At 57.9% G+C, this 25,618-nt stretch carries 29 protein-coding genes; 18 read left to right on the top strand and 11 right to left on the bottom strand.

Going from position 1 to position 25,618, the window contains the following annotated elements; genetic code table 11:
- The first annotated feature begins 32 nt into the window (after window positions 1–32).
- The 6 genes from BLT92_RS04825 to BLT92_RS21200 all read left to right on the top strand — a co-directional run bounded on the left by BLT92_RS04825 (window position 33) and on the right by BLT92_RS21200 (window position 5,920).
- Window positions 33–566, top strand: coding sequence for a GNAT family N-acetyltransferase (locus BLT92_RS04825; protein ID WP_157691325.1), 534 nt, complete (start codon window positions 33–35; stop codon window positions 564–566).
- Window positions 567–574: 8 nt separating this feature from the next.
- Complete coding sequence (locus BLT92_RS04820) at window positions 575–1,537, top strand: arginase family protein (RefSeq protein WP_092103658.1); 963 nt, start codon at window positions 575–577, stop codon at window positions 1,535–1,537.
- A 16-nt stretch (window positions 1,538–1,553) separates the two neighbouring features.
- A complete protein-coding gene (locus BLT92_RS04815) occupies window positions 1,554–3,179 on the top strand; it encodes a radical SAM protein (RefSeq protein ID WP_092103656.1) in 1,626 nt (541 codons plus the stop codon).
- 139 nt (window positions 3,180–3,318) lie between these two features.
- A complete protein-coding gene (locus BLT92_RS04810) occupies window positions 3,319–3,927 on the top strand; it encodes a JmjC domain-containing protein (RefSeq protein WP_157691323.1) in 609 nt (202 codons plus the stop codon).
- Window positions 3,924–5,237 carry an MFS transporter gene (locus BLT92_RS04805; RefSeq protein ID WP_157691322.1) on the top strand — a complete coding sequence of 438 codons (1,314 nt, stop codon included), beginning with the start codon at window positions 3,924–3,926 and terminating at the stop codon, window positions 5,235–5,237. The genes BLT92_RS04810 and BLT92_RS04805 overlap by 4 nt, the downstream gene beginning before the upstream one ends.
- The gene (locus BLT92_RS21200; RefSeq protein ID WP_092103650.1) at window positions 5,234–5,920 is read left to right on the top strand and encodes an aldo/keto reductase family protein; all 687 of its coding nucleotides are present in this window, start codon (window positions 5,234–5,236) and stop codon (window positions 5,918–5,920) included. The genes BLT92_RS04805 and BLT92_RS21200 overlap by 4 nt, the downstream gene beginning before the upstream one ends.
- On the opposite strand, the gene BLT92_RS04795 is transcribed toward BLT92_RS21200, so the two are convergent.
- The gene (locus BLT92_RS04795) at window positions 5,904–6,692 is read right to left on the bottom strand and encodes a phytanoyl-CoA dioxygenase family protein (protein WP_092103648.1); all 789 of its coding nucleotides are present in this window, start codon (window positions 6,690–6,692) and stop codon (window positions 5,904–5,906) included. The two genes, BLT92_RS21200 and BLT92_RS04795, sit on opposite strands and share 17 nt — an antisense overlap.
- Window positions 6,693–6,796: 104 nt before the next feature.
- Between BLT92_RS04795 and BLT92_RS04790 the strand changes: the two genes are divergently transcribed.
- The 5 genes from BLT92_RS04790 (at window position 6,797) to BLT92_RS04770 (ending at window position 9,867) form a co-directional block, all read left to right on the top strand.
- Complete coding sequence (locus BLT92_RS04790) at window positions 6,797–6,970, top strand: hypothetical protein (protein ID WP_157691321.1); 174 nt, start codon at window positions 6,797–6,799, stop codon at window positions 6,968–6,970.
- A 6-nt stretch (window positions 6,971–6,976) separates the two neighbouring features.
- Window positions 6,977–8,197 carry a JmjC domain-containing protein gene (locus BLT92_RS04785; protein WP_092103644.1) on the top strand — a complete coding sequence of 407 codons (1,221 nt, stop codon included), beginning with the start codon at window positions 6,977–6,979 and terminating at the stop codon, window positions 8,195–8,197.
- Between the two features lie 126 nt (window positions 8,198–8,323).
- Window positions 8,324–8,491 (top strand): NUDIX domain-containing protein, encoded by a 168-nt coding sequence (locus BLT92_RS21195; RefSeq protein ID WP_092103643.1) that lies wholly within the window; start codon window positions 8,324–8,326, stop codon window positions 8,489–8,491.
- A gap of 364 nt (window positions 8,492–8,855) precedes the next feature.
- Window positions 8,856–9,449, top strand: coding sequence for a recombinase family protein (locus tag BLT92_RS04775; protein ID WP_092103641.1), 594 nt, complete (start codon window positions 8,856–8,858; stop codon window positions 9,447–9,449).
- Window position 9,450: 1 nt separating this feature from the next.
- Window positions 9,451–9,867 carry a GNAT family N-acetyltransferase gene (locus tag BLT92_RS04770; protein WP_092103639.1) on the top strand — a complete coding sequence of 139 codons (417 nt, stop codon included), beginning with the start codon at window positions 9,451–9,453 and terminating at the stop codon, window positions 9,865–9,867.
- Between the two features lie 19 nt (window positions 9,868–9,886).
- Here BLT92_RS04770 and BLT92_RS04765 read toward each other — a convergent pair whose 3' ends face one another.
- Window positions 9,887–10,456: a phosphotransferase family protein gene (locus BLT92_RS04765; protein WP_331712231.1), complete on the bottom strand. Its 570-nt coding sequence runs from the start codon at window positions 10,454–10,456 to the stop codon at window positions 9,887–9,889.
- An 83-nt stretch (window positions 10,457–10,539) separates the two neighbouring features.
- On the opposite strand from BLT92_RS04765, the gene BLT92_RS20575 reads away from it, so the two are divergent.
- From BLT92_RS20575 to BLT92_RS04745, 4 genes are all read left to right on the top strand, one after another.
- Window positions 10,540–11,091 (top strand): VOC family protein, encoded by a 552-nt coding sequence (locus tag BLT92_RS20575; protein ID WP_331712230.1) that lies wholly within the window; start codon window positions 10,540–10,542, stop codon window positions 11,089–11,091.
- A gap of 77 nt (window positions 11,092–11,168) precedes the next feature.
- A complete protein-coding gene (locus tag BLT92_RS04755; protein WP_231939025.1) occupies window positions 11,169–11,588 on the top strand; it encodes a helix-turn-helix domain-containing protein in 420 nt (139 codons plus the stop codon).
- A 19-nt stretch (window positions 11,589–11,607) separates the two neighbouring features.
- A complete protein-coding gene (locus tag BLT92_RS04750; protein WP_231939024.1) occupies window positions 11,608–13,050 on the top strand; it encodes a Mu transposase C-terminal domain-containing protein in 1,443 nt (480 codons plus the stop codon).
- The gene (locus BLT92_RS04745) at window positions 12,962–13,942 is read left to right on the top strand and encodes an ATP-binding protein (protein ID WP_331712229.1); all 981 of its coding nucleotides are present in this window, start codon (window positions 12,962–12,964) and stop codon (window positions 13,940–13,942) included. Before BLT92_RS04750 ends, BLT92_RS04745 begins: the two co-directional genes overlap by 89 nt.
- 97 nt (window positions 13,943–14,039) lie before the next feature.
- Here the strand turns inward: BLT92_RS04745 and BLT92_RS04740 are convergent, their stop codons facing one another.
- From BLT92_RS04740 to BLT92_RS04730, 3 genes are all read right to left on the bottom strand, one after another.
- On the bottom strand, window positions 14,040–15,197 hold the full coding sequence (locus BLT92_RS04740) for a TniQ family protein (RefSeq protein WP_092103629.1): 1,158 nt from the start codon (window positions 15,195–15,197) through the stop codon (window positions 14,040–14,042).
- On the bottom strand, window positions 15,194–16,039 hold the full coding sequence (locus BLT92_RS04735; RefSeq protein WP_456236398.1) for a TniB family NTP-binding protein: 846 nt from the start codon (window positions 16,037–16,039) through the stop codon (window positions 15,194–15,196). The genes BLT92_RS04740 and BLT92_RS04735 overlap by 4 nt, the downstream gene beginning before the upstream one ends.
- Before the next feature lie 65 nt (window positions 16,040–16,104).
- A complete protein-coding gene (locus tag BLT92_RS04730) occupies window positions 16,105–17,781 on the bottom strand; it encodes a Mu transposase C-terminal domain-containing protein (RefSeq protein WP_092103625.1) in 1,677 nt (558 codons plus the stop codon).
- A gap of 186 nt (window positions 17,782–17,967) precedes the next feature.
- On the opposite strand from BLT92_RS04730, the gene BLT92_RS04725 reads away from it, so the two are divergent.
- The gene (locus BLT92_RS04725) at window positions 17,968–18,579 is read left to right on the top strand and encodes a recombinase family protein (RefSeq protein ID WP_092103623.1); all 612 of its coding nucleotides are present in this window, start codon (window positions 17,968–17,970) and stop codon (window positions 18,577–18,579) included.
- A gap of 198 nt (window positions 18,580–18,777) precedes the next feature.
- Here BLT92_RS04725 and BLT92_RS04720 read toward each other — a convergent pair whose 3' ends face one another.
- The 6 genes from BLT92_RS04720 to arsB form a co-directional block, all read right to left on the bottom strand.
- Window positions 18,778–19,407 (bottom strand): arsenate reductase ArsC, encoded by a 630-nt coding sequence (locus BLT92_RS04720; RefSeq protein ID WP_092103621.1) that lies wholly within the window; start codon window positions 19,405–19,407, stop codon window positions 18,778–18,780.
- 392 nt (window positions 19,408–19,799) lie between these two features.
- Complete coding sequence (locus BLT92_RS04715) at window positions 19,800–21,137, bottom strand: NAD(P)-binding domain-containing protein (protein WP_092103619.1); 1,338 nt, start codon at window positions 21,135–21,137, stop codon at window positions 19,800–19,802.
- A complete protein-coding gene (gene trxB, locus BLT92_RS04710) occupies window positions 21,130–22,122 on the bottom strand; it encodes a thioredoxin-disulfide reductase (RefSeq protein ID WP_092103617.1) in 993 nt (330 codons plus the stop codon). The genes BLT92_RS04715 and trxB overlap by 8 nt, the downstream gene beginning before the upstream one ends.
- A 10-nt stretch (window positions 22,123–22,132) precedes the next feature.
- Window positions 22,133–22,555 carry an arsenate reductase ArsC gene (locus BLT92_RS04705; RefSeq protein ID WP_092108793.1) on the bottom strand — a complete coding sequence of 141 codons (423 nt, stop codon included), beginning with the start codon at window positions 22,553–22,555 and terminating at the stop codon, window positions 22,133–22,135.
- Window positions 22,556–22,567: 12 nt separating this feature from the next.
- Entirely contained in the window at window positions 22,568–23,005 is a 438-nt protein-coding gene (locus tag BLT92_RS04700) for an arsenate-mycothiol transferase ArsC (RefSeq protein WP_092103615.1), read from the bottom strand.
- Window positions 23,002–24,108, bottom strand: a complete 1,107-nt coding sequence (arsB, locus tag BLT92_RS04695) for an ACR3 family arsenite efflux transporter (RefSeq protein WP_092103613.1) — start codon at window positions 24,106–24,108, stop codon at window positions 23,002–23,004. Before arsB ends, BLT92_RS04700 begins: the two co-directional genes overlap by 4 nt.
- A gap of 79 nt (window positions 24,109–24,187) precedes the next feature.
- Here arsB and BLT92_RS04690 point away from each other — a divergent pair, with 79 nt between their 5' ends.
- Window positions 24,188–24,544 carry an ArsR/SmtB family transcription factor gene (locus BLT92_RS04690; RefSeq protein WP_231939023.1) on the top strand — a complete coding sequence of 119 codons (357 nt, stop codon included), beginning with the start codon at window positions 24,188–24,190 and terminating at the stop codon, window positions 24,542–24,544.
- Complete coding sequence (locus BLT92_RS04685) at window positions 24,544–25,617, top strand: ArsO family NAD(P)H-dependent flavin-containing monooxygenase (protein WP_231939022.1); 1,074 nt, start codon at window positions 24,544–24,546, stop codon at window positions 25,615–25,617. The genes BLT92_RS04690 and BLT92_RS04685 overlap by 1 nt, the downstream gene beginning before the upstream one ends.
- Window position 25,618: the final 1 nt, after the last annotated feature.

Below are 25,618 nucleotides of genomic sequence, written 5' to 3'. Positions count from 1 at the left end.
CGAACCTACCCCGGTTTGCTAACATGTGTGGAGTGAGCTTAAAATTGATGCCCATCGATTCGGTCAATGATGCCGAACACTTAGTTTCTTTTCTTTCCAGCAATTTCTTTCCCTTTCATCTTACTGCCGCCCCAACTGAGGAAGAGGCGCGAGATCGGCTAGCCAACGGGGTGTTCTCCGAGCCAGACAACTTGGCCTATTGGATCGAGCTCGATGGCGTACGAGTCGGCTTTATCAATTTTCAGGAAGTACTCGACGGCACTCCGATGATTGATATCCGCCTGGGTGACCCTCATCGAGGTAGGTCAATTGCCGTCGCTGCCCTTGGCATAGGAACGTCCGAAGTCTTTAATAAGTACCCGGACGTGAATCGAATTGAAGGTAATACGCGTTCTGACAACATTGCGATGCGCAAGGTGTTTGAGCGAAATTGTTACGTCAAGGAAGCTCACTATCGCAAGGGCTGGCCGGTAGTCAACGCAGATTCGTTGGACTCAGTGGCTTATGCGATTATCCGCTGCGACTGGGAGTCGGGCTTGACGACTCCGGTCGATTGGAACTCCTGACCTCTCGTATGCCTACATCATCTGAACCAGCGGATTCCGTGTCCCCACGCCCAATACTCAATGGATTCCTAGGTCTTCCTACGTTCGATGCAACGCATATACAGGCTCAATTCAATCAAGTAGACGCGGTCATTATTGGGTTGCCGTGGGACGGTGGGACAACGGGGCTTCCGGGACAACGCCACGGTCCGGAGATTGTACGAAAGTTCAGCCCTAGTCTTGGGTTTAGCCTGGATAGTGAGTCACACTTGCATGGTGTGCGCGATCCACTGAGTGGAGCTGAGATCCTTGGACGGCGGCAAATTTTCGATCTCGGAGATCTCGGCGGGATTCCTCTCGACCCTCGCATTGATCGGGCGTCCTACTACCAAATAGCGCAGGAAACTGCCTATCGCGCCGCGCGAATCGCGAGTGTACCGGTTTTCATTGGTGGTGATCACAGTGTTACCGCAGCAACGGTGACTGGGGTATCGCGGGCGCTCGAGGGGCCGTTACACCTCGTATGTTTCGACGCGCACTGCGATGTGGGTCCAGTGTCTGAGAGCGTTACCAACTACGGACAACTGACTCACGCGAACTTTGTGAACTACCTTGCGACGACTGGCTCGATAGCTGGAGCAGACATCGTAGGGGTCCGTGCCCCTCTCCCGGGGAGCCATTTTCCGCTTCCAAAAGGCGTGCATTGCCGATCCTCTGCTACAGATCTGCCCGATATGGATGCTCCTACTTTCCTTTCTATCGATATGGATGTTTTGAGCCCCGAAGCGTTTCCTGCGACAGGACATCCTGAACCAGGCGGGAGTGGATTAACCGAGCTTGTCCAAGAAGTCAACAGCGTATGCTCTATATATAACATTGTCGGTATCGATATTGTTGAAACGACCTACAGCGATCGTTGGAGCGAAGAGGCTGGCAGGACCGTCGCTGCACTCTTACTGGCAACGTTACGTGCGGTCTTCGGCGACAACTAGCAGCAAGGGAGCAACGATGCTAACTGCACACCAACGCAATCTCATCGAGCGCGTGGACCACCCCGAATGGGTTGGCGACTCGGCGAAAAACATCGGTGAGAACCGACCATCCGTTCACCGCATGGGCGATCAATTATTCATTTTCCATGTGCTCGCCGAAAGATCCTTGGACGGAGACGCCCTCGTGTACATTCCGGCGTCGGGGAAGATCGAGCCATTAACGGGTGCACAGGAACAGTTCTTGCTCAACTGCCAGGCGTCAGATTCGAAGGCGTTTCGGTTGCTCTTCGACGACCGATTCGTGACAATCCCGGCAGATGGCTGGAGCTTTCCTGAGATTCCTTCAGCTCCTGACCTCACCAACGTCCGATCGCGAACCCTCGTGCTCAATCCGACGGAACAGTGCAACATCCGGTGCACCTACTGCTATTACGGTGGAGCATACGACGGGACGCGTCTTCATCAGAATCTCTCTCCGGGATACGAAGAGCTGGCGGCAGCTATTGATTCGTTTCTTGTTAGCGATCAGCGAGTTGTCGATAGTCAACAGGCTATCTACTTCTTTGGCGGCGAACCGCTTCTCGGGTTCAACAAGATGCAGGAAGTCATGGATCTCATTCGATCCCGTGAGGAAAGTCTCGGCATCTCTTTCCCGAACTTGATTCTGCAGGTCAACACAAATGGCATGCTCCTAAATGAGCGAATAATGAACTTTTTGGTCGAGAATGACATTTACATGAACGTTTCGATCGACGGACCTAACCACGACCTGTACCGCGTTGACCGCCGCGGCAAGGGTACACACGATCGAGTGAGAGATAAGGTTGAATGGGTTGCCCAGAATTGGCCAGACTACTTCTCGAAACGTGTTGCGATCATTTCTGTATTGTCCCAGCCCCTCGATACTCGCAAGATGTATAAGTATTTCGCGGCGTGGGATGTGGCGCAGCGTGCGCTCGCGTGGGACTTCGATCTGGTACTTCCCGGTGGATCCGGCTCCTACGACGAGTTCCAGAGCCTCTTTGATGAGCAAGATAAGATTTGGAAACTGTTTGTCTCGGCGCACAAGATGGATGCCGCACAGCGTGACCGGTCGCTCCGCTATCACTATGCATTTAGTCATGGATTCCTGCATCGATCTTTCCACCGGGCACTAAACCAATCCGTTCCAGACGATCCCGCAGAAGTGTCCCACCTTCTTGGTGTCCAGCTCATCCCGGGCTCCGAATACCTGGTTCTCGGGGCGAACGGGACCTATTACACTTCCTATGAGTTTCAAGCAGAGACCTTTTCAGCGGGAACTGCAGACGCTGGAGTGGACTACCGGGTTGGGCTCGATCAGCTCCGCGGCTTCGCTGATGGGGTTAATAGCTCATCTTGTTCCACCTGCTGGGCAGCGCGAATGTGCACAATCACTTTCCCCGAAGCGCCATTCAATATGCAGGACTCAGACGAGGTTATTACACAGAAGGCGGAGACGAAGGTTGCTCGCTGCAGAAGTGAAAGAGAGAACCTGAGCAAGGCGCTCAACTCCATCAGCGCGATTAGGAATCGTTTCGGTGAGGAACCACTCAGCGAACACCGTGCTGACTGGGTGCGCCAGCAGGAGGAAGGGCCCTCTATTGCCGGCTTCAATCAGTGAGATTTCCTATACGGAGGCGAACATCGGGGCCGCTATACGCGATGCAGCGAAACGGCCGGAGCCCACCCTCATCCGCCTCAGTCCCGACCATCACTTTGTTAGGGCCTTTGATCGTGACTCTTTGCACTCTCATCGTCAGGTGTCGATCGATGCCGAAAGTAGCTCGGTTGATGGGTGGAGCGGGACCCTAGGGGATTTCCTTACCCGCCTGGACAATCGTCCAGGTGATGGTCTTTACATGAAACACACCACGTTGACGGACATAGATCCGCAACTAGTAGCGAGAGTCCTCAGGCCGGTACGAGAATTGAACTGGCTTTCCTCTCTACCTGACGAAATGCGTCCGTCTTGGTATTGGCTAATGGCAGGCCAAGTAGGCACGGGCACACCTCTACATGTCGACAGTATGGCAAGCGCGGCGTGGAACCTTTTGATCACCGGGCGCAAGATTTGGCGTTTCCTGCCCCCGGCTGAGGCCTTGCAACGTGGAATGATCCCGGTTGCTCCAGCATATTACGAACTCCATCCCATTGAGTTCGAACAGGCACCAGGGGACCTGCTCTTCACACCAAGTGGATGGGCCCATGCCGTTGAGAACCCTACTGAGACGATTGCTGTGACGGGCAATTACATCGGTGAGGCGAACATCGACTTCGCAATCACGTACTTTGAAGCAGTCGGAGAGCACAACAACGCGTTGCTCTGTCAGGATGTGAAGAGAGCCTTCACAAGAAAAGATGTCCTTTGAGTCCGATTCAAGGACCTTTCCGGCGTCGTGGGGTTTTTTCGTTCCTCGGTGGTTCGTTCATCGGAAACACTGGCACTGAGATCTCAGGCATTGCGCTGCCTCTAGTCGCTATCACGCTGCTCGAAGCCAGTAATGCCTGGGTTGCGACGATCGAAGCTGTCGCAGCGATCGTCATGCTCGTGGTGGCTCTGCCCATCGGTCTGCTTGTGGATAGAACGAATCGACGCCGGCTGCTGGTGGGAAGTTACCTGGTTGGTGCTTTGTTCGCGAGTCTCATACCTTTGTTATGGATCACGGGCCACCTTACGATCGCATGGGTCTTGCTTGTAGCAGTTGGGCTTCAGGTTTTCGACTCGCTCGCCGATGTTACGACCGACACTGTTGTACCGGCGCTTGTTCCTGATGCTGAGATGGACAAAGTTAATGGCGCGTATGCATCTTCGCGTTCTGTTGCTGAGGTGGGAGGTGCTGGAATTGGCGGCGGGCTCATCAGTGTGTTCGGTTTGTTCGCTGGGCTCATTGCTAACACTGTCGCCTTCATCATGTCTGCGGCATTGATGTTGCGACTGCCTAAAGCAACCCTCGATCCGACCACTTCGGAGGTTCTTCCAACCGCTCCCAAAATACGTCCCTCGCGTTCAAAGCGGATTGCGCATGGGGTGTCGGAGTTTCTCGGCGGTTTCAGCGTCTACCGCGCCAATCGCCGTCTTGGTCTGATTCTTGTATCGAGTGTGACATCCAACGTCTTTTCGACGATGGCGGGAGCTGTCGAGTTTCTATTTCTCGTGAGGGTCCTTGAAGTACCCGCATGGGGTGTCGGAGTCGTGGTTAGCTTCACGGCGGTTGGCGGCATCCTGGGCGGATTCATCAATGCCCCGCTGGTAAAATTTTTCGGTCCCGTGAGAATCATGGTGATCACGCAGCTAGTGATCAACCTCCCGATCCTTCTTCTTCCCTTCGCTTTCCCCGGATTCGGACTCGCCTTCTACATCGCAGGATGGTTCTTTTACTCAATGAGTTCGGTTGTTTACGCTTCTGCAGTCATCACATACAGGCAGAGGGTCGTGCCTAAGGAACTTCTCGGGAGGGTCGGCGCTACCAGCCGCTGGATTAACTCTCTCGCAGTTGGCGGCTCAGCAGTCCTCACTGCGGCAGCTCTGACCACTGTCGAAATCTGGCCAGTAGTTCTCGCGTCGAGCGTCGGCATTTATGTTTCGGGATTTTGGCTTCTGAATCGCCACTTCCTCCGTCCTGATGAGGTTTCGACTCGTGGCGACGGCGGGACATACCGTACAGAGGCGTTGGAATGATTCCTCGGTTGGGCTTCGGTACATGGGGTCTCACAACTGAAGCTGAGCTTATGGTCGATTCAGCCCTGAAACTCGGCTATCGGCTGATTGACACGGCCTCGGCCTACGCGAATGAGCGAGAAGTTGGCAAAGCTCTCGCGACGAGCGGGGTCCCTCGGTGGCAGCTCACTATCTGCACCAAGTTTCCCGTGGAGTTCGCGGGGAAAGAATGGGAGGTACTTGATTTCAGCCTGGTGAGCCTGCAGTTGGAGTATCTAGACGTCTGGCTGCTACATGCCCCTATGCCTGCTCGGGAGTTGGTACGCACCCTGGAAGTTATGCGTGAAGCAAGAGCAGTTGGTCACGTTCGCCGTCTCGGCGTCTCCAATTTCTCGATTCAGCAGCTGGATTGGGTGAAACGGTCATTGGGCTTCTACCCGGATCTGAATCAGAGTTTCTTTCCGCTTGGTAGCACTCTGTCAACAACGATTGACTCACACAGACGCCGAGGAATTGTCCCAATGGCTCACAGTCCATTTCATGAGCAGAATCGGCTCTTGACAGCGCATAGCGAACCAAAAGTGCACGAAACGATTTTGTCGGCTTATCTTCGTGCAGAAGTACCAGTCGTGTTCGGAAGCCGTAGTCCGGCGCACCTAGCAACAAACCTCGAGGTCTTTCGCCGCCTCACGAAATCGCGCTGAACCAGCGGCTCGGCATGCTTAACCGCCACCCGGGTCGTGCAACGGGAAGATCCGTCAACGCTGGATCTTCACTCGTACCCATATGGCGGTTGTTGCCTGCTGCGCGATACTCGAACGCGAGGACCCCACTTTCGTCTTGGGTACGATTCCAATCGCCTCTGTGGACCACGCTGGAGGAAAGATAGAGAACGGTTCCAGCAGGTTGTTCGATCGGGATTGCCGCACTTTCCAACTCGTCAACGCTGACATTCTGTGACTCGAGACTTCGATGACTATAGCCGCGGCTGGCTGGAATCACCCTTGTCGCACCGGAGGCCGCAGTCATGTCGTGCAGATATACCAACGAGGTGACACCGCGATGGTCGTCGAATTTGTCCGTGTCTGCATCCCGGTGCCATGGTGCTTCCATTCGCAGCCCCGACGGGCGCATCCGCAGAAAGGACATGTCCAAATCGACTGACGGGCTCAGGAGTTCACATACCGTATCGATAAGTCGATGATCGGCCATTAGCGAAATCCAATTCTCGCCGGCAAGGACCGTATTGACCACGTGATACGTCGCGTATGGATTGTTCGGGAATCGTGCAAATTCCGGGTCGGTTAACGCGCTGTGCATCGTAATGCGAGGATTCCGCCCTGGAAGTGGTGAGAGCAACGAGGCCACCATGTTCTGTAGTTCGGTGACTTCATCGAGCATGAACTCTTGCCGGACGAGATATCCTTCGCGGCGAAAGTGCTCAACCTCGGTGGGTGCGAGTGGGATCAACGCCATAACAGGGCCCTCCAGTCCTTCCGAATCGAGCTGTTAGAATGTATCCTAGGTCACAGGATCTCGAAGTGGGGTCTCTTGGAATAATAGGGTTGATTGGAGCGAACATGGCGAATGCCAGTGCTGCTGTAGACAAGACAATCGATGAAATGGATGATTTCCCTGAGTTGACCGTTGAAGTATCGCCGATCGTCGATAGGTCTCGTGCGACGTTTGCGAAGACGCACAACCGGCCGATGCTCGCGGAATTCACTAAGATTTTTTCGGACAGCGAAAAGTAGTCATATATGCAGCGTGCGGATGAACCCAGCACAGTTGCTATTGGGCGTTCAGCAATCCTTGGTGAAGCTGAACGCCCAATTTCGTCCTTGGGTTGCCAAATTGTCGCGATGCTGGGTCCGGACTTTCGGTCGCGTATGAGTCAACAGCTTGTATTTGAACGCGCGTTTCAAGGCTTCAAGAACCAATTCTTTACGTGGAATGATCTGAATCATGTCCTCAATCGGCGTTCCGTCTTTCCCGCAGATCTTCAACTTTCCCACCACGGTGACGTTCTCCCTCGAGCGAAATATTTGGATTCAGATGGGCTCATTGACCTGCACCAGCTTTCACAGCTCGTTCGAGGTGGCGCGAGCATCATTGTCGATGGTCTCGACCGCGTGAACGAGCGAGTTCGAGACACCACGACAGACATCATGCGCCTGACTGGTGAGGTCGCTTCATGCAACTTGTTTGTGACGTTCGACGCCTCGCAAGCATTTCATAGTCACTTCGACGAAATCGACACTGTCATCGTTCAGCTTGAAGGTACCAAACATTGGCAGGTTCACGGTCCATCCGAGAAGGACCCTCTGCCCGAATTTGGTGACAGTGATCCCAGCAACTGCCCGAGCGAAGTACTTCTTGATGCTGTACTTGAACCGGGCGATGTTCTTCACGTTCCTCGGGGATGGTGGCATACCGTTCGTGGCGCGGGAAGCAGGAGTTTACATGTTACGTTCGCGTTCACTCGCAAGACGGGGTTCGATTTCGTTCGTTGGCTCGCGTGGAAAGCACTTGGCGATGAACGCATCCGGAAGAGTCTAGATCGATGGGGATCGGCTGAGTCGCGAAATGCTCAGCGGGACCAGATTCTCGCGAGCTTCATAAATGTGGCGGAATCATTAACTGTCGATGATTTCTTCGAAGAGGAGGTGTCCAGCGCGGACGGATGGCAGAGCGCGAGCTTGCCTTGGAGTATTACAGACAATGGCTTACCTGATGACCTCAAGATTCGCGTGCTCGCAGTTTTCGCACCGCCTCTCGAATCCAATGAAGAGACATTGAAAATCACGTTCGCAGGTAACTCTGTCACCTTGCCCAAAGCATATGAACCTATCCTGAATAAGATTCTGGAAGTTCAGAACACAACGATAGATGCGCTAGCAGAGGCCTCAGGAACGCCCCGCCGCGCGGTTGCGGACCTTGTGCGGCAGCTCCAGGTGATTGGACTCGTGGAGCTTATCTAGCTGTGACCCGTAAGGTTGGTGACGGACCTCGGCCGGGTGTGCCTGCGATACGATAAGTAGACTAAGCATAAAGTCGACGCGAGTGTCACATTTGCTGTCGCATCCTTAGTTGCCAGTGGGAACTAGGTGCTGGGCACCCGGCAGTATCGTTACCCGATAGATCGTTGGATTTTCGATCTGCCAGCTGGCTCCGCTGAACCTAGTGAAGAGCCAATAGCCACGGCCCGCCGCGAACTTGAGGAAGAAGCAGAGATCGTACCGGCGAGCTTGGTGCCCCTTATGCCTTCGTGTTGAACCCTGGCCGGGCAAGCTGGCCCGTGCACCTATTCTTTTGCTCGGGGACGACGAGCATGGGGAATGTGGTTCGAATGATCCGGCTGTACAGAGTTGAGTGCTGGCTGGCTTCGGGCGGATAAGTTGGACTCGTTGGTTGCAAGCAGTGAAATCGTAGATCCATCGCTGATCATTGCGCGCGATGGCTGCGAGCCGGGGACTATTGCTGCCTCTTAAACCTTTAGATTTGTAAGACACCCGGCAGCAGGGCCATCAGAATCTCGACGGCCCTAAATATCTGGCCGGTAAGTGTCTCGCTAACTCATCTCACTATGTTTTGTATTATGGCCGTGACTTTTTGATGTTTATGAGACATTCTGAGACTATGAGGCTTCTGGGATACACGCGAGTCAGTACCGCCGGGCAAGATGCCCAGCTCCAACTCGACGCACTCCAAGACGCGGGGGTTCAGAAACGCGATGTCTTCGCAGATGTGACTTCCGGCAGCAAGAGGGCGAAGCAACGACCGGGGATGAAACGACTCCTCGATTACGCCGAAGACGGAGACACCGTCGTTGTCTGGCGCATCGATCGCCTCGGCCGCTCACTCCTCGACGTATTGGCAACCGTGAACCATCTCCGCGACCGGGGAGTGAAGGTACGGTCGGTCTCAGACAACATTGATCCAGAGACCTCGGCTGGACGGATGATGTTGGGAATGCTCGCCACCTTGGCTGAGTACGAACGAGAACTCATCACCGAGCGAGTCAACGCCGGAATCGCGGCCGCCAAGCAGAACGGCACGAAGTTCGGCAGGCCACCAGTCGACCCGGACGAGATCGCGGCGAAGCTCGCGATTGCCGAAGATGCTAGAGCCAAGGGCCGGACTGCTGAGGACGCGGCGCGCTTAGTGGGGTGGTCGCGAGCAACGTTGTATCGTCATCGGCAAGCAGCCGGAGCTCAAGAATCTTTGGTGTGAAATGAGCATTCCGTGGGGCCTGAAGCTTAGGGTGCGGTTCGCGGTCAATGACGCACATCTGTCTGATCTCCACGCCCGGGCTTTCGGCCGCGACGGCAGTCACGTGACTCCGTGGGCGGAACGGCTGGAACGTCATAGTCTCACGTGGATAGGCGCATTCGCCGACGAGAAGCTGGTCGGGTTCGTCCATGCATGTTGGGACGGCGGTACTCACGCGTTCTTACTCGACACAATCGTCGCCCCAGAACAGCAGCGACGCGGTATCGGGCGTCGCCTGGTCCGATCACTGGTTAACGAAGTCAGGGCAGCAGGCTGCGAATGGTTGCATGTCGACTATGAACCACATCTCAACGCCTTCTATCGCGATAGCTGTGGCTTCCGCCGAACCGATGCCGGGCTACTCCGGCTATCGAAGTGACACGCGAAGTGCCCACTCTCTACCGGTGAAATGCCTCGTTGAGGGCACGTTCCCACACGCGTCGATGATCGCCAACGTATCGCGTAACTGCTCGCCAATGGTCACCGTGCCCAGAGGTGAACATCGTCGCCCACGGTTCACGACCGGTCTGGTGTGAGTTGCGCAGTAGGTCATACATCGCTTGCGCTCGATAACCCATAGTCGCTGGCAGTCTCTTTCTCAAAGACTTTGTAGCCCCGTACCCATCGACAAACGCGACGAGGCTCTGGGCTGCTTGAGCGGGTGGGATGCTCGCATCGGAGAGTGTGAATGTTTGTGCAGCATAGGCAAGATCCCACAGTCGGGTGCTGGGAGCCGACGAGTCCCAGTCGATGAAGACCAATCGATCGCTCATGATGAGATTCCAGGGAGCCAGATCGTTGTGGCAGACAAGGTCATCGCCGGGAGCGGGAATCGCTGTCTCCCACACGGCTCGCGGATCGGGGTCGAAATGTTCACTGGCGTCATGGATTGCCCGAATGAGGCTCCCGACTTCGACGAGCACGGAGGTCGGCAGTGGGAGGTGGTCGATCGCGAGTGTTCCGGGCACGAACTCTTGAATCTGTCGATCGCGTTCATCGCGGCCGAGCGGTTCAGGCACATCGATACTGCTGGAACGTAGCGCTTCGACGAATGACAGGACTGAAGGCGTTGATCTTGACCAGGGCTTACGTACAGTATCGCCGATTCTCACGACTGCTCTGCTGGTGTTTCCGCCGTCCAGGGGATGCTCGGTCTCCATGCTCCGAGAATAGACTCCACCCATGCGGTGAGGCATTGTCGAACCAAGTTGAAAGTAGGGTGGGACGCATGACTAGTCGAATTGCGGACCTTGTAGTCAAGACGCAGGACCCAGATCAGTTGAGCCGATTTTGGTGTGCTGCATTCGGGTGCGAGGTTGTGGCTGTCGACGAGACAGGGCTCGCGATTTCCGGAGCGTCGAATGCCCCGACGATGCTCTTTGAGCGCTCCGACGATACTTTGACGGATGGGACTTTGCATCTTGATCTGTGTCCGACGGACCGCAGTCAAGCGGATGAGCTTGAGAGGCTCGCGTCGCTGGGTGCGAAACTCACTGACGTTGTGCCGTCAGGGAGCTGGCACGTTCTTGCGGATCCGGAAGGCAATAAGTTCTGTCTCATGGCGAAACGTGTGCCAGCGGAGCCAGAAGACTTTCACGGCTGATGCGGGCTAACCGCACGATGTGAAAGAACTCAACATTCAATTCTTGCCGGGTAGTCCGTAGATGATTGCGGAGTTCGTTGACTCAGTACCGCCACGAAGAGGTGGAAGAACACCGCCAATTATCGCTGAAGCTCACACGTAACCTCGCCGACCCGATCAGAGTGGACTCGTCGAACCCGGATGATCCGATGGCGCAGCTATCGGTAGTGCTACTGGCGTTGTTCGGACAGATGGAACGCACATACACCCTGGAGCGTGCCGCCCACGCTCGAGCGGTAGCGACCGCGAAGGGCCGACGCATCGGGCGGCCCTCCGTGGTGGATCCGGACAAGCTGGCCTACGCCGAGCACCTGCGCACGACCGGACACACCATCGCCGAGATCGTAGCCAAAACCGGGATTACCCGTACCAGCCTGTATCGCCACCTGCCACCGCGTCCTCCTGAAGCGGTGACAGTCGCGCCGGAGACTGCCGCCGATCCCGGTCCCGAGACCTGATCCTGGACTGGTGATCGTCATGGTGCAGAGGACCCCGGAGGAGAGGCTGGCTCTGCTGCGCCAGCACGATGACGGTGTCCCCTGGACACAGATCGCGGCCGAATCAGGAGTGCCGGTGCGAACGTTGTCACGCTGGGCCGCGAAGTATGGTGCTTTCCCGACGTCCAATGGCCTGCAACGCCTCCGGCGAGCTGACAGCGGCACGAGGCGAATACTGCCCGAGATTGTGGAGATGATCGAAGCTCTGGCGCTTCGCCGCCCCGAGCCCTCAGTCGCGTTTGTTCATCGCCGAGTCAGCGGCATAGCTGCCGATCGGGGATTGCCCGTCCCGAGCTACTCCAGCGTCCGGGGGATCATTGGTGCAATCGACCCGGGCTTGCGCACACTGGCCCAGCACGGCGATGCCGCCTACCGGGACCAGTTCGAATTGGTTTTCCGCCGCACCTCATTGACCCCGAACGAACAGTGGCAAGCCGACCACACGCTCTTGGACGTTGCGGTACTCGACCAGGCTGGCGTGCCGGTTCGGCCGTGGTTGACGGTGGTGCTGGATGATTACTCCCGCGCCGTCGCCGGCTACACCCTCTTCCTGGGTGCCCCATCAGCCGAACAGACTGCGCTGGCACTACACCAAGCGGTCAATCAGAAGACGAATCCTGCCTGGCCGGTCTGCGGCCTGCCAAGTGTGCTCTATTCCGATCACGGCTCGGACTTCACCTCCGTCCGCCTCGAACGGGTTTGCCTGGACACGCAGATACAGCTCATCCACTCACGGATCGGCGCTCCGCAGGGGCGAGGGAAGATCGAGCGGTTCTATGGTTCCATCACCACCGAGCTCTTGCCGCACCTACCCGGGTATATCCCGCACGGAACGAACGGAGAACCTCTCACGGACCCGGCGCTCAGTCTTGAGCAACTCGACGCGATCCTGGAAAGATTCATTGTCACCGAATACAACCAGCGCCCTCACTCCGAAACCCACCAAGCCCCCGTCCACCGCTGGGCAGCTTCCGGCTTCATCCCGCGAGCCCCAGTACGGCCGGAGGATTTGGACCTACTTCTGCTGACTGCGGCGACTACAAGGAAGGTCCAACGCGACGGGATTCAGTTCTCCTCCACCCGGTATGTGTCCCCGGTACTGGCCGCCTACGTCGGTGAACAGGTAACTCTCCGGTTCGACCCGCGCGATGTCGGCGAGATCCGCGTCTATTTCAATGATGACTACCTTTGCCGCGCGATCGCTCCCGAACTCGCCGCCGAGTCGGTCTCGCTACGAGAGCTGCAGGCTGCCCGGTCGCAACGTCGCCGTGACCTCAAGCGACAGCTGCGCCACCGCCGCAGCCTCGCCGACGCGCTGCCGATTGACAGCCGTTATGTCGCGCCTGAACCACCCGAAGCGGAACCGGTCAGCGTCGACGAAGTCCCGCCACGACACGGATTGCGTCTCTATGCCACCGACTGACCCAAAACACAGTCTCCTCAGCAAGGGCGATGATGGAAGCCGATTCCTTTTCGGCGATTTCGGGGAGATCAACTCCAGCGCTCCGCCACGGCCCGACTTGCCACCGTTCCAGACAACTCATGAGCATCGCCGCTTCGCCGAGTTCGCTGACGCGGTGCGCACTCATCGCTATATTGGCCTGTGTTGGGGGCCGCCTGGGGTCGGCAAGACACTTTCTGCCCGGCACTATTCCGGTGTCGATGACTGGGAACAATGGGAATCCTTTTTCACCGACACACTCGGCCCTGTGCCGGAACGTGTTCTCGAGGCCCGCACCGCGTTCTTCACCCCCACGGTCATGGCCACCCCGAAACAAATAGACCAGGGCCTGCCACGAGCATGCCAACGCATCTCCTTCGCCGTCGACTTCGCCGAGCACGGGGTCGTCGACCCCTACGTCCATACCGAGTCCCGCTCCAGCGGACGCACCGAGCTACTCATCATTGACGAAGCCGACCGTCTTAAGGCCACCGGATTTGAACAAGTCCGTGACTACTTCGACCATCACCGAATGGGTGTCATCCTCATCGGTATGCCCGGTATTGAGAAACGCCTCGCCCGCTACCCCCAGCTCTACAGCCGTATCGGTTTCGCCCACGAGTACCGCCAGCTCACTGCGGACGAACTCACCGCAGTCCTGGCCAGACGACTTCCTGCTGAAGGCGATGCAACCGATGGCGGCGTCGCCCACGCAACCGCGATCGCGACCATCGTCCGGATCACCGCAGGCAACTTCCGCCTCGTCGACCGTTTACTCACCCAGATCGAGCGCGTGCAGACCGTGAACGACCTCAACGAGTTGACACCCGAGGTTGTAGAGGCAGCTCGCCAGGCTCTCCTCATCGGCCACTAAACGCCGCGAGAAACGTGCCATTTACCGCTGCGACTCACAGAAAAATGTCACTTAACCCGTTATTTATTCTACGTGTCGCAGACGGTGCTGACGAGAGTTATTGTGACACGTCGTCGAGATGGATACCCAGTTCGGCGAAATTGGTCCGGACTTGGTCGATGTACTCATCGTCGCGGCGGTAGAGAGTCATGAAGTCAAAGAGCTGTCGTGCGCTATTAGGATTGGCCTTGGCGTCCTCGACGGCATCGTGAAGCGCTTGGCCAAGGGATTTCGCTTGCCATGCAGGTGCCTCCCTCGGTTGTGGTTGCCCTGGATCGATAGAGGCGTCGGGCTCCGGAAGGAATAGTCCGGCCTCGCGGCCCTGACCGATCAGGTTGCCGTTTTCGAGGAGGCTCATCGCGACCGCTGCGGCTTCAAGTGTTTGTTCTTGCTTCTTCGGTGTCAGTGTTTCGATGGGCTGCCACTTTGCTTGGCCGGCTCGGACTCGGTGCCCGGAATGTTCCCATACTTTCCGGGTCAGTCGCTGCGCGGCACCGCAATCACTCATGGTTGCTCCAAGTTCGTCGATGAGCGTCCGGAGCAGGCGGAACCAGACGCCGGCGTGGATGTGGTGTCGTGGAAGGTCGACGAATCCGGTAGTTAGTGCCTGCCACGTTCTGTTATCCATTCGCCCGATTGCCGGCGGGGCCTCCTGCGGTTCAGGAACGCTCGATAGCTCACGCCACGCGTAGTATCCAGGTGGGCCGTCGTGACGCTCAAGCCAGCAATGGTGAAAGGGGCAGGAGAGCATCAGCGGCAGCGACCACGTAACAAGATAGGGGCGAGGCGGCACGGAATCGATCGCGCACTGTGGACAGGATCGGTAGTGCCGATCAATAGTGAGCGGTACCCACGCTCTCCACGAGTCCACCGTCCGGCGGCGTAGGTTCCGCTCGGGCAAGAGGACGGCCAGTTGCCGGGTGTAGGTAGTGAACGTGTCAGGGCCAGGTGCGATATCGTCCAAGAGCCACGGGGTATACCCGCTGATGCTCATGCTGCGAATGCGTTCCGTGCTCACTCCGGTCCGGACGGCCAGTTGCTCAACGAATCCCTCCGGCGGGTGCAAGTCAAGATCCGTATCGCGGGTGAAGCAGTGGCCAAGATCGAAGGCGAGGTCATCAATGGTGATCGTGTACCGATGGGCGATGCGATACAGCCATGAGGTAAGAGCCTCACCCACTATCGGCCGGGGATGGGCTGGCCATCGAGAGGTCACATCAACTCGCGTTCAAACAGTCGCCGACGTTGCGTTGGACCAACATAATCAGCCATGGTCAACGTTCGATGATTGATCGACTCGATGCCGGATTCGACAGCGGCGACCGCCGCCGCAGTCAGCAGGTGCGCAAGCTCGCCGATCGTTCCCTCGCTGCGAGCCAGCAAGTACTGTGCCATATCGTCGGTATCGATGACTGATCGATGCCGCAGCGGAAATGCTGCCGCGAAGCTGGCCAACAGCGATCGAGCTTCCTCGCCAGCCTCCCACACAGGCAGCACGAAGGGTTCGAACCGATTCTCCAGCTGGTCGTCCGATCGTACTGCTAGGTATGCCTCACGGGTACCGACGCCAACGAGAGGGATTCGTAGTTCGTTGCCGAGGAAGCGTAAGAGATTTAAGAACTCTCGTCGGACATCACCGCGGCCGGCGAGCACATTGTGTAACTCATCGATCACCAGAATCTGCACTCCGACCTCACGCAGCAGGGTGAGAGCGAGGCGTTCGAGTTCGATGACACGGGGTCGCGGACGCAACGGTGCACCGAGGGCTGCGAGGATCGCAGTATAGAACCGCAACGGGGACGGCTCCGAAGGCATTTGCACACACAGCACAGGAATGTTCTCACGGTCCGGTTCAGTCGTCGGTAGGTGTTGACGGCGGAATCTTTCGATGATCATGGACTTGCCGTTGTTCGTCGGCCCCACCAACAGCAGATTGGGCATGCGTTGTTTTCGAGGCCATGTCAGTAGCGTTTCCAACCGTGCCACCGCCTCGATTGCTTTGGGGTATCCAATCCAGCGGTCGGCTCGAATCCTGTGGACTCGCTCGGCGGCAGGCAACCGAGCTGTCGACTGTGCCGAGGAATGCAGATGCGACAGATCCTGAGCCGGGCCATCATCGACAGTCACCATTGTTCAATCTCCTCAAATCGGGCCGCGGGCCGGGCTGAATGCGGCTCCGGTGTGGGTGGCGGCGCAGCCGGTGCTGGGGCGGGCGACTGATTTTGCGTGGTTCCTGCGTGGTTACGGCGCTCGGTTTCACGGCGGGTCCGTTTTGTCGTCTTTTCGGCTGTCTCGGAGATATGCCGCATTTGTTCGATCATCCGAAACAATGCAGCCTCGTCCACTTGAGTAGCTCCACTCTCGCGCAAGCGTGCCAGCGCCTTTCGGTGTTCCCACACACTGACGGCAGGGTTCGACACTGTCTGATAGGGAACCTCGACGTATTCCACCCCTTCGGGGTCGAGCACCCAGATTCGACTGATATCGCGAGGGTCCCTGCGGATGATGAAGCGTTCGAGACGCTTGCGGCGTGCGATCCAAGGCTTGAGCACGTTGCCGAAATAATGCACGTGATCGATCACGAATCCGGTACGCGTCAACTTCCGGCGGATTACGGGCAGGAAATCGACCAAGAACGCTGTTGGATTCGCGGCGACAGCCGGGTGCCCGGCCACTTCGAATCCCTCGGCCCATCGTCGGGCCGGGGTCTGACTAAGTGTGCTGTGCACGGTGCCGTGATAGGTCGCGACAGCCAAGGTCAGCCATTTTTCCAATTCGGAGAGCGTGAGCGTGGCCATTTTCTCGGGGTTATACCGGCCTCGTTCACTTGGATTCGAGAACGTCGTTCCCGGTAATTCGTGGATCTCGCGCATTGCCGTGCCGATAACACGCTCGACGATCCCGCCGTAGTGAGGCCTCCCCAGTGGCCTATAGCCCAAATCGATACCGTGCTGCTCACACCCGCGGGTAAGAGCCTCGCTCTTGAACTCGGCAGCGTTGTCGACATACAACGCCTTTGGTTTCCCACTCATTGGCCAGTTCACATCGATTCCGAGGCGTTCTAACCACGGCCGCTTATCAACAGTCGTGTGAGCCAAACATAAGCCCACTGACACCGCAGACGGGGGCTCCAAAGTCACGACCATGCCGACCAGGCAACGGCTGTACACATCGATCGCCACAGTTAAATACGGTCTGCCGATTGGTTGACGTTCGCGCTCATCGACAATGATCAGATCAATGACGGTGTGATCGATCTGCACCTGGTCCAAGATGCCCGCAATCACTGGGACGTCATCGCCGGCCGATTGAAGAGTTCGAACACTGTCGGGACCTTCTCTTCGTCGACCGACTTCGGCTGGGTTCATCCGTGCGATCCGCGACTCGACGGTATTTCGTGCAGGCGCCGGCAAACCTCGCACAGTGCAAACTCGAACTATTTCGCGATGCACTGAGGCAACGCTGCGTTTTTGCTTCGTCAGGTACCGCTTGCGCACCAACTCACGAATAACCTGTTCAACTGGCCCCGACAGGCGGCTACCGCCTTTGCCGCCATCGGACCGGCGACTGGCAAGATCGGTCACGAGACCCGTCCCTTGGCGGTAACGTTCCAAAAGCACATACACCTGCCGGCGAGAAATACTCAGCGACAGGGCCGCCTCATCAGCAGCAACCAGCCCAACACTTCCACGCTCAGCAAGCTTGCCAATCACGTCCGCTCGCAATCGAGCTTGCTTCCACTCCGCGTCTGCCATCGTTAGATGCCCCGTCGACGGAACTCCTCCGGGCTCCTCGCCCATCTCTGCCTCCCCTTTGAGAACAGGACTATTGAGTAAGAACGATTTTAGTGCACATGAGTATCGAACGACTAGCGTTCAGAAGCCGATCGCACATACCCCGAAAATAGGAGCCCTGTGTGCAGGCGCCTTCCGAAACCGACAGCCGGTCTGTCACATAAACGAACATTTAAGTGATGAGGGGCGAGTGTGCTGGTTGGATACGTTCGAGTGTCGAAGGCTGATGGTTCTCAAACGACGGACCTGCAGCGAGACGCACTCCTGACAGCCGGTGTTGATGAGGCCCACTTGTATGAGGACTTAGCTTCCGGGAAGAAGGACGACCGGCCAGAGCTGGCCGCTTGTCTCAAAGCTTTACGTGCCGGGGATACGCTGCTGGTGTGGAAACTAGACCGGCTTGGGAGAGATCTGCGGCATCTCGTTAACGTGGTCCACGACCTTACCGAACGGAAAGTAGGGCTCAAAGTACTCACCGGCCAAGGTGCTGCGATCGACACAACCACCCCGTCGGGGAAGCTGGTATTCGGAATCTTTGCAGCGTTGGCTGAGTTCGAGCGCGAACTCATTACCGAGCGCACCAAAGCCGGTCTGGCTTCGGCCCGTGCCCGAGGTCGTAAGGGAGGCCGCCCTTTCAAGATGACCCCAGCCAAAGTTCGATTGGCAATGGCATCGATGGGACAGCCTGGCACCAACGTCGGTGATCTATGCGTGGAAATTGGGGTGACACGCCAGACTTTATACCGGCATGTCTCTCCAACTGGTGAGCTGCGAACAGATGGGGCGAAGCTTCTCGAGGGGTAGAGCACCCTTGACTATTACATCCTGTGGGACCGATGCCTGGTTTGGCGACAGCTGATCTTGCTCGTTTACCGATAAGCCGAGAAGGATATGCACCATGCTCTGAATCGGTTCTGTGTTGCCACTTGGTGCCGTGGCCTTGGAGCGACTGTTGTTGAGGTTGCGAGCTCCTACACAGTTAAGGGTCCCCGTCGGTCGCGACTAGTTCTGAATTTCGGTCCAGAGTGCACGAACATGGACATCGATGGCATCGACGATCTCGCGAACGGCATCGCTGTCCTCTTCAGATGGGTCAGAGAGCTCCCAATCATAGTAGTGCTTGCCCGGATAGAGAGGGCACGCATCGCCACATCCCATAGTGATCACATAGTCAGCAGCACGGACGACATCGTCAGTCAGTGGTTTCGGGAATGCCCCGCCGAGGTCGATTCCTCGCCTATGGAGTTCGGTAACGACAAGTGGGTGAACCTCAGCACCGGGCAGTGATCCGGCAGAACGCACCTCGACTTCGGTGCCGCCATAGTGGGCCAAAAGGGCACTGGCGATTTGTGACCGGCCAACATTGTGGACGCAAACGAAGAGGACTTGAGGAACGAGCTTCTCGATCCTTCCGTCCGCTAGCGCCAGTGCACGTAGGCGACTAGCAGCAAAGCGTTCGGCCAGGATGACAAGGTACTCGCGCACCGTCGCCGTTCGCGACAAGGCTGTATAGGACTCATAGACACATCGCTCTATGGTCTCAGCGGAGAATATTCCGTCATATTTGTGGGAGAGATCATCGACGGCATGTTGGAGGACGTGGGTATCAAGCAACGGGGCTCCGGTAGACATGTCCGGGTCCTTTCAAGGATGCGAAGTGGATTCTTCAAGGCGGGAGGTACTGAGTCGGCGGTGGGATCAGTGCCATGACGTATTGATCGTTTCGTGAAATGCCATGATGCTTTTGGTTGTCTGCCCGGCGTCTTCGAGGAGGTAACGACACCGGGCAGACGGTTGCCACTGGGTGTACGGGAGTTACCGTCGGTGGCTGCGAGGTTGCCAGCCGGGAGGATTGCCCGGCGACGTCACGCGTGGCGTGCAGGTACAGTCAGGCATTTGTACTTCGACACTGAGATTGATCGTCAGCGGGGAGCCGTCGACGGGGTTCGACACGGTGATCTGCTTCTCGACAAGCTGGGGAGTCTCAGACATATCAGCCTCTCTCGGTGGTGGAATTCGTGTGGTCAGCAGCACGAGGAAGTGGGTGCGGCGCCGATGGTCACTGGTTGCGGCATGGCTGGTGCATCGCAGGAACCTCCCAGATCGGTGGTGCACACCCCTGTTTCGGGAAGGTTGAGATGGACATCGTCGGCCGCAGCGCGGTCACCGGCAAGAGCAGCGGCGATGGAGCGGACCTGTTCATAGCCGGTGGCCATGAGGAACGTGGGTGCTCGCCCGTAGCTCTTCATTCCGACAATGTAGAAGCCTGCGTCGGGGTGGGCCAGCTGTCGCTCGCCATGGGGTGCGACACTGCCGCAGGAGTGGAACTCCGGATCGATGAGCGGCCCCAGCTGACTGGGTGCCTCAACGGCGGGATCGAGGTCGAGTCGCAACTCGCTGAGGATAGACAGATCCGGGCGGAATCCGGTGGCCGGCACGAGCACGTCAACGTCAAGTTGACTATCCCCGTCCCTGCCTGTGGCCGAAATACTCAGGTGGTTGTCGGAACTGTCGAAGCCGGTGATGACGAACGACGTATGGACATTGATTCCGCCGGATTCGACGAGTGATCGCAGACGCGATCCGAGTGCCCCGCGAGCAGCGAGATCGTCATTGTCTTCTCCGCCGTAGACGTGGGAGACATCGGCAGAGCGCACAGCCCAGCTGATACGTGTCGTGGGTTCTTCTCGTGCCAAGTCGGCCAGCTCGAGCAGGGTGTTCGCTGCGGAATGTCCGGCACCGACGACGAGGACGTGGCGGCCGGCGAACCGGTCTCTATCGATACCGACCACAGCCGGCAAAGGGGTGACGATGAGGTCACGGGCCACGGCCTCGACCTCACCAGGTGCTGGAAGGCCGGAGCGCCCCAGCGGGTTCGGCTGTTCCCAGGTGCCCGATGCATCGATGACGCTGTGGGCGAGAAGGTCTTCGCTGCTACCGTCGGAGTCGGTGACTCGGACGAGGAACGGGGTGGCGTCCCGGTCGGCGCTGCGGGTTTTATCGATTCCTTCTCTCGACACGGCTACGACCCGCGAACCGGTCTTGACCGTATCGCCGAGGGCCGTGGCCAGTGGGGTGAGATAGTCCTCGATGAGTTCGTGGCCGGTTGGTAGGGCGTCGGGATCGGGTGATTGCCAGCCTGTGGTGGCGAGTAGCCTTTCGGCGGCGGAATCGATGTTGTACCGCCAGGGAGAGAACAAGCGGGTGTGACCCCATTGCCGGATAGCGGCGCCGATGGTGTCGCCGGCTTCGAGAACCAGAGGGGCGAGTCCGCGTTCACGGATGTGGGCGGCGGCGGCTAGACCAACGGGTCCTGCTCCGATGATGACAACCGGCAGTTCCTGGGTGGTGGTCTCATGCATGGGATATCTCCTCAAGGACGGGTGTTGCTGGGGTGTAGGTGGCCAGGAAGCGTTCGGCATCGAGTGCTGCCGCGCATCCGGTGCCGGCCGCGGTGATGGCTTGGCGGTAGCGGTGGTCAACGGCATCTCCGCATGCGAATACGCCGGGAAGGTTCGTCATAGTCGTGGGTGCATCGACGAGGATATAGCCCTCAGCATCGAGGTCGAGCTGGCCCCTGACCAGGTCGGTGCGAGGCAGGTGGCCGATGGCGACGAAGACACCAGTGGCTTCTATCTGGCTGGTGGCTCCGGTGACCGAGTCGGTTACGGTCACGCCAGTGACTTTCTCGCCTCCGTCGAGGCTGGTGATGTGACTGTTGTAGACGAAGCGAATCTTCTCATTCGCCTGTGCTCTCTCGGCCATGATCTTTGAGGCCCGCAAGGTCTCGCGTCGGACGACAATTGTGACTGTTCGGGCGAATCGTGTCAGGAACAGCGCTTCTTCCATCGCTGAGTCTCCGCCGCCGACGACGATGAGGTGTTGGTCGCGGAAGAAGAATCCGTCGCAGGTCGCGCACCAAGACAAGCCGTGGCCGGTGAGTCTCTTCTCTTCTGGAAGTCCCAGTTCTTTGTACGCGGATCCGGTCGCGACGATGACGGCTGGGCTGTTGTAGGCCGCACCCGTCAGGGTGGTGACTGTCTTGATGTCTCCTGTGAGGTCGACTGCCGAGGCATCGTCGTATTCGATGCGGGCACCGAACCTGCGAGCCTGTTCGCTGAGGTCCATCATCAGGTCCGGGCCTTGGACGCCGGAGGGGAAGCCGGGGAAGTTCTCGACATCGGTCGTTGTCATCAAGGCTCCACCGTGGGTGACCGACCCGGCGATGACCCGCGGGTTCAGTCCCGCGCGGGCGGCGTAGATGGCTGCGGTGTATCCGGCTGGTCCGGACCCGATGATGATGAGGTCATCGGTTGTACCGGCATCAGTGCTGGGGGTGTATGTCATGGGTTGGGCCTTAGTTCGATGGGGTCGCCGCCGGCGACAGCTCGGAGATGAGTTGCTGAATTCGGCTCTTGATGTCGTCGCGGATAGGACGAACTGCGTCGATTCCCTGGCCTGCAGGATCGTCGAGCTGCCAGTCTTCGTAGCGTTTTCCGGGGAAGATGGGGCAGGCGTCACCACAGCCCATGGTGATGACGACGTCGGATTCCTTCACCGCGTCGGTAGTGAGGATCTTCGGGGCGGAACCGGTGATATCAATACCGTCTTCGGCCATGGCTTGAACCGCGATGGGGTTAATGCTCTCGGCCGGTTCTGAACCTGCCGAGAGCACCTCGATTTGTCCGTGAGACAACGCTTCGAGGTATCCGGCTGCCATTTGCGAGCGGCCTGCGTTGTGGACGCAGACGAAGAGGACGGTGGGGGTGGTTTCAGTCATCAGCGATTCCAATCAAGAATTTTTGAGTAGCTCGGTCATCAGGGTGCGGATGTGGTCGTCGATATCGTCGCGGACAAGTCGCATGCGCTCGATACCGTCGATTCCTCGTTCGGAGGGCTCGTCGGTCTTCCACGTTTCGATCGGTGCTCTCATGCCCGCGACTGGCTCGACATGAGCGTCGGTTCCGAGGACGATGACACGATCGACGTGCGCCAGCAGGTCTGGATCAATGGGTTTGGGAGAGTCGTGAGTCATGTCTGCGCCCACCTCCGCAATCGCCTCTGCGGAGAGAGCATTGAGGCTTGTTCCGGGTGTGGTTCCGGCCGAATGCACCTCGATGGTTTGTCCTGCGTGGTGTCGCATCAAGGCCGCGGCCATCTGCGATTTGCCGCCGTTTTTGACGCAGACGAAGAGAACACTGGGTGTGGTGCTTGTCGATGATTCGGTCATGGTCGGGCTCCATTCGCATGAGTTGGGACAGTGGGGTCATTGGGAAAGAGTTTCCGTCCGGCCCACAGGGCGACGTAGACGAGGCCGACGAGGACGGGGACTTCGATGAGCGGACCAACGACTCCGGCCAGTGCCTGGCCAGAGGTGACTCCAAAGGTGCCGATGGCCACGGCGATGGCCAGTTCGAAGTTGTTGCCCGAGGCTGTGAAGGCCACAGTTGTCGATTTCGCATAGTTCAGCCCCGCAGCCCGAGACACCAATAGGCTGACGCTGAACATGAGGACGAAGTACAACAGCAAGGGCACCGCGATGCGAACGACGTCGATGGGCTGAGAAATGATCGCCTCTCCTTGGAAGGAGAACAGCAAAACGATGGTGAACAGCAGACCGTAGAGGGCCCAGGGCCCGATCTTGGGCAAGAACTTCTCTTCATACCATTGCCGGCCCTTGGCCTTCTCGCCGAATGTTCGGGTGAGGAACCCTGCCAGGAGAGGGATTCCGAGGAAGACGAGGACGGAGAGGACGATGGCCCAGACCGAGAAATCTGCCGATGTTGTCGGCAATCCCAACCATGATGGCAGGACTTGAAGGTAGAACCAGCCGAGTGCCCCGAAGGCGACGACCTGGAACACCGAATTGATGGCCACGAGTACCGCGGCGGCCTCGCGATCACCGCACGCGAGATCGTTCCAGATAAAGACCATGGCTATGCATCGGGCGAGGCCGACAATGATCAGGCCAGTGCGAAACTCAGGCAGATCAGCCAAGAAGATCCAAGCCAGGGCGAACATGAACGCCGGACCGGCAACCCAGTTCAATACCAGTGACAAGACGAGTAGTTTCCGATCACCAGTTACTCGCTGAGTCTCGTCGTAGCGGACTTTTGCCAGCACGGGATACATCATGACCAGCAGGCCGATGGCAATCGGCAGTGACACCTCGCCGATTTTCACCGCTTCGAGAGCAGTATTGAGGCCCGGGACGAAGTTCCCCAAAAGCAGGCCAACGGCCATGGCCAAGAGAATCCAGACCGGCAACCACCGGTCAAGGAAAGACATCTCCTTCAACACTGGCGTCGACTCTGTGGTGGCGGTGGTAGTCATCCAAACCTCTTCATATTGATGTGCATCTAAGGGAAGACTATAAGCATACATCGATGTTCGTCAATGTATGCTTGGTGTCATGACTATTGCAATTGACGACACGAAGGTCTTTGGCACCTCGGTGGAAGAGTGCTGTTCATTGGCTGCAGCTCCTATTGAGGTGGCAGGAGCCGAGCGGATGGCGCTGAAGCTTAAAGCACTGGCGGATCCCATGCGGCTGCGGGTGATGTCGCATGTGGCTGCGCAAGGGTGTGAGTCAGTGTGCGCGTGCGATCTCATCGATGTCCTTGACATCAGTCAGCCGACGATCAGTCATCATCTGAAAAAGCTCGTCGAAGCAGGTCTTCTGACTCGGGAGCAGCGCGGAAAGTGGGCCCATTACACGGTAGTTCGCGAGGCCTTTACTGAATTGCGCCAGTTCCTGACCCTGAACTGATGTACCTCGGCACTTCCACATCGATGTGGAAGGTTGATGTTGTCGTCGTCGGCGGCGGGCAATCGGGACTGGCTGTTGGATACTATCTGCGGCGGGCCGGTCTTTCCTTTGTCATCCTCGACAAGCAGCACCAACCCGGTGGAGCGTGGCAACATGTGTGGCCTTCACTGCGACTGTTCTCTCCGGCCCAGTATTCATCATTGCCGGGGCGGTTGATGCCTCCGACGAACGGTGGGAATCCTGATGCTGGACACGTCATCGACTACTTAGCCGACTATGAGAAGCGTTACGGTCTGCCGGTTGAACGTCCCGTCGAGGTCATGCACGTCCTTCCGAGCCGGACAGGGTTTAAGGTCCTCACCGATTCAAGCGAATGGGAGGCCTCGGCAGTCGTCAATGCGACGGGTACATGGTCGCAACCATTTTGGCCACGCGTGCCGGGCCAGGAGACTTTTCACGGAATCCAGATCCATAGCGCTGCCTACCGTGGCCCCGAACAGTTCGACTCCCAATCAGTGCTGGTCGTCGGCGGCGCCAATTCCGGAGCACAGATCGCGGCCGACCTTGTTGACTCTGCCAAGGTCACTTGGTGTCTGCGGGGCGAGGCGCACTACCTTCCCGATGACGTGGACGGGCGTGAGCTTTTCCGAGTCGCCACCCGTCAAGTGCAGGCGAAAGCGGCTGGTGAAGCAGATCCTGGCGGAGTGGCCAACTTGGGCGACATCGTCGTCGTGCCACCGGTCAAAGACGCTCGCGATGCCGGCCTGTTGGTCGCGTCCCCGATGTTTAATCGTTTCCTCCCCGATGCTGTGGCCTGGCCTGATGAGAGTCGGCGTCATATTGATTCTGTGATCTGGTGCACTGGATTCCGTCCAGCTCTGCGCCATCTGCGCGACCTCGATCTTCGTGAACGTGACGGCACCATCACATTGACCGGTACTACGGCGACTCACTGTCCGGGACTATATTTTGTGGGCTACGGCGACTGGACCGGACCGGGGTCCGCCACCCTCATCGGCGTCGGCGCCACAGCAAAAGCCACCGTCGCCGCCATCGCGGATACCGTGTGCTGAT

The sequence above is a fragment of the Brevibacterium picturae genome (genome assembly GCF_900105045.1).
Taxonomy (GTDB): Bacteria; Actinomycetota; Actinomycetes; order Actinomycetales; family Brevibacteriaceae; genus Brevibacterium; species Brevibacterium picturae.
The sequence above is the reverse complement of the archived record's forward strand: the minus strand, read 5'-3'. Positions and strand labels throughout refer to the sequence as shown.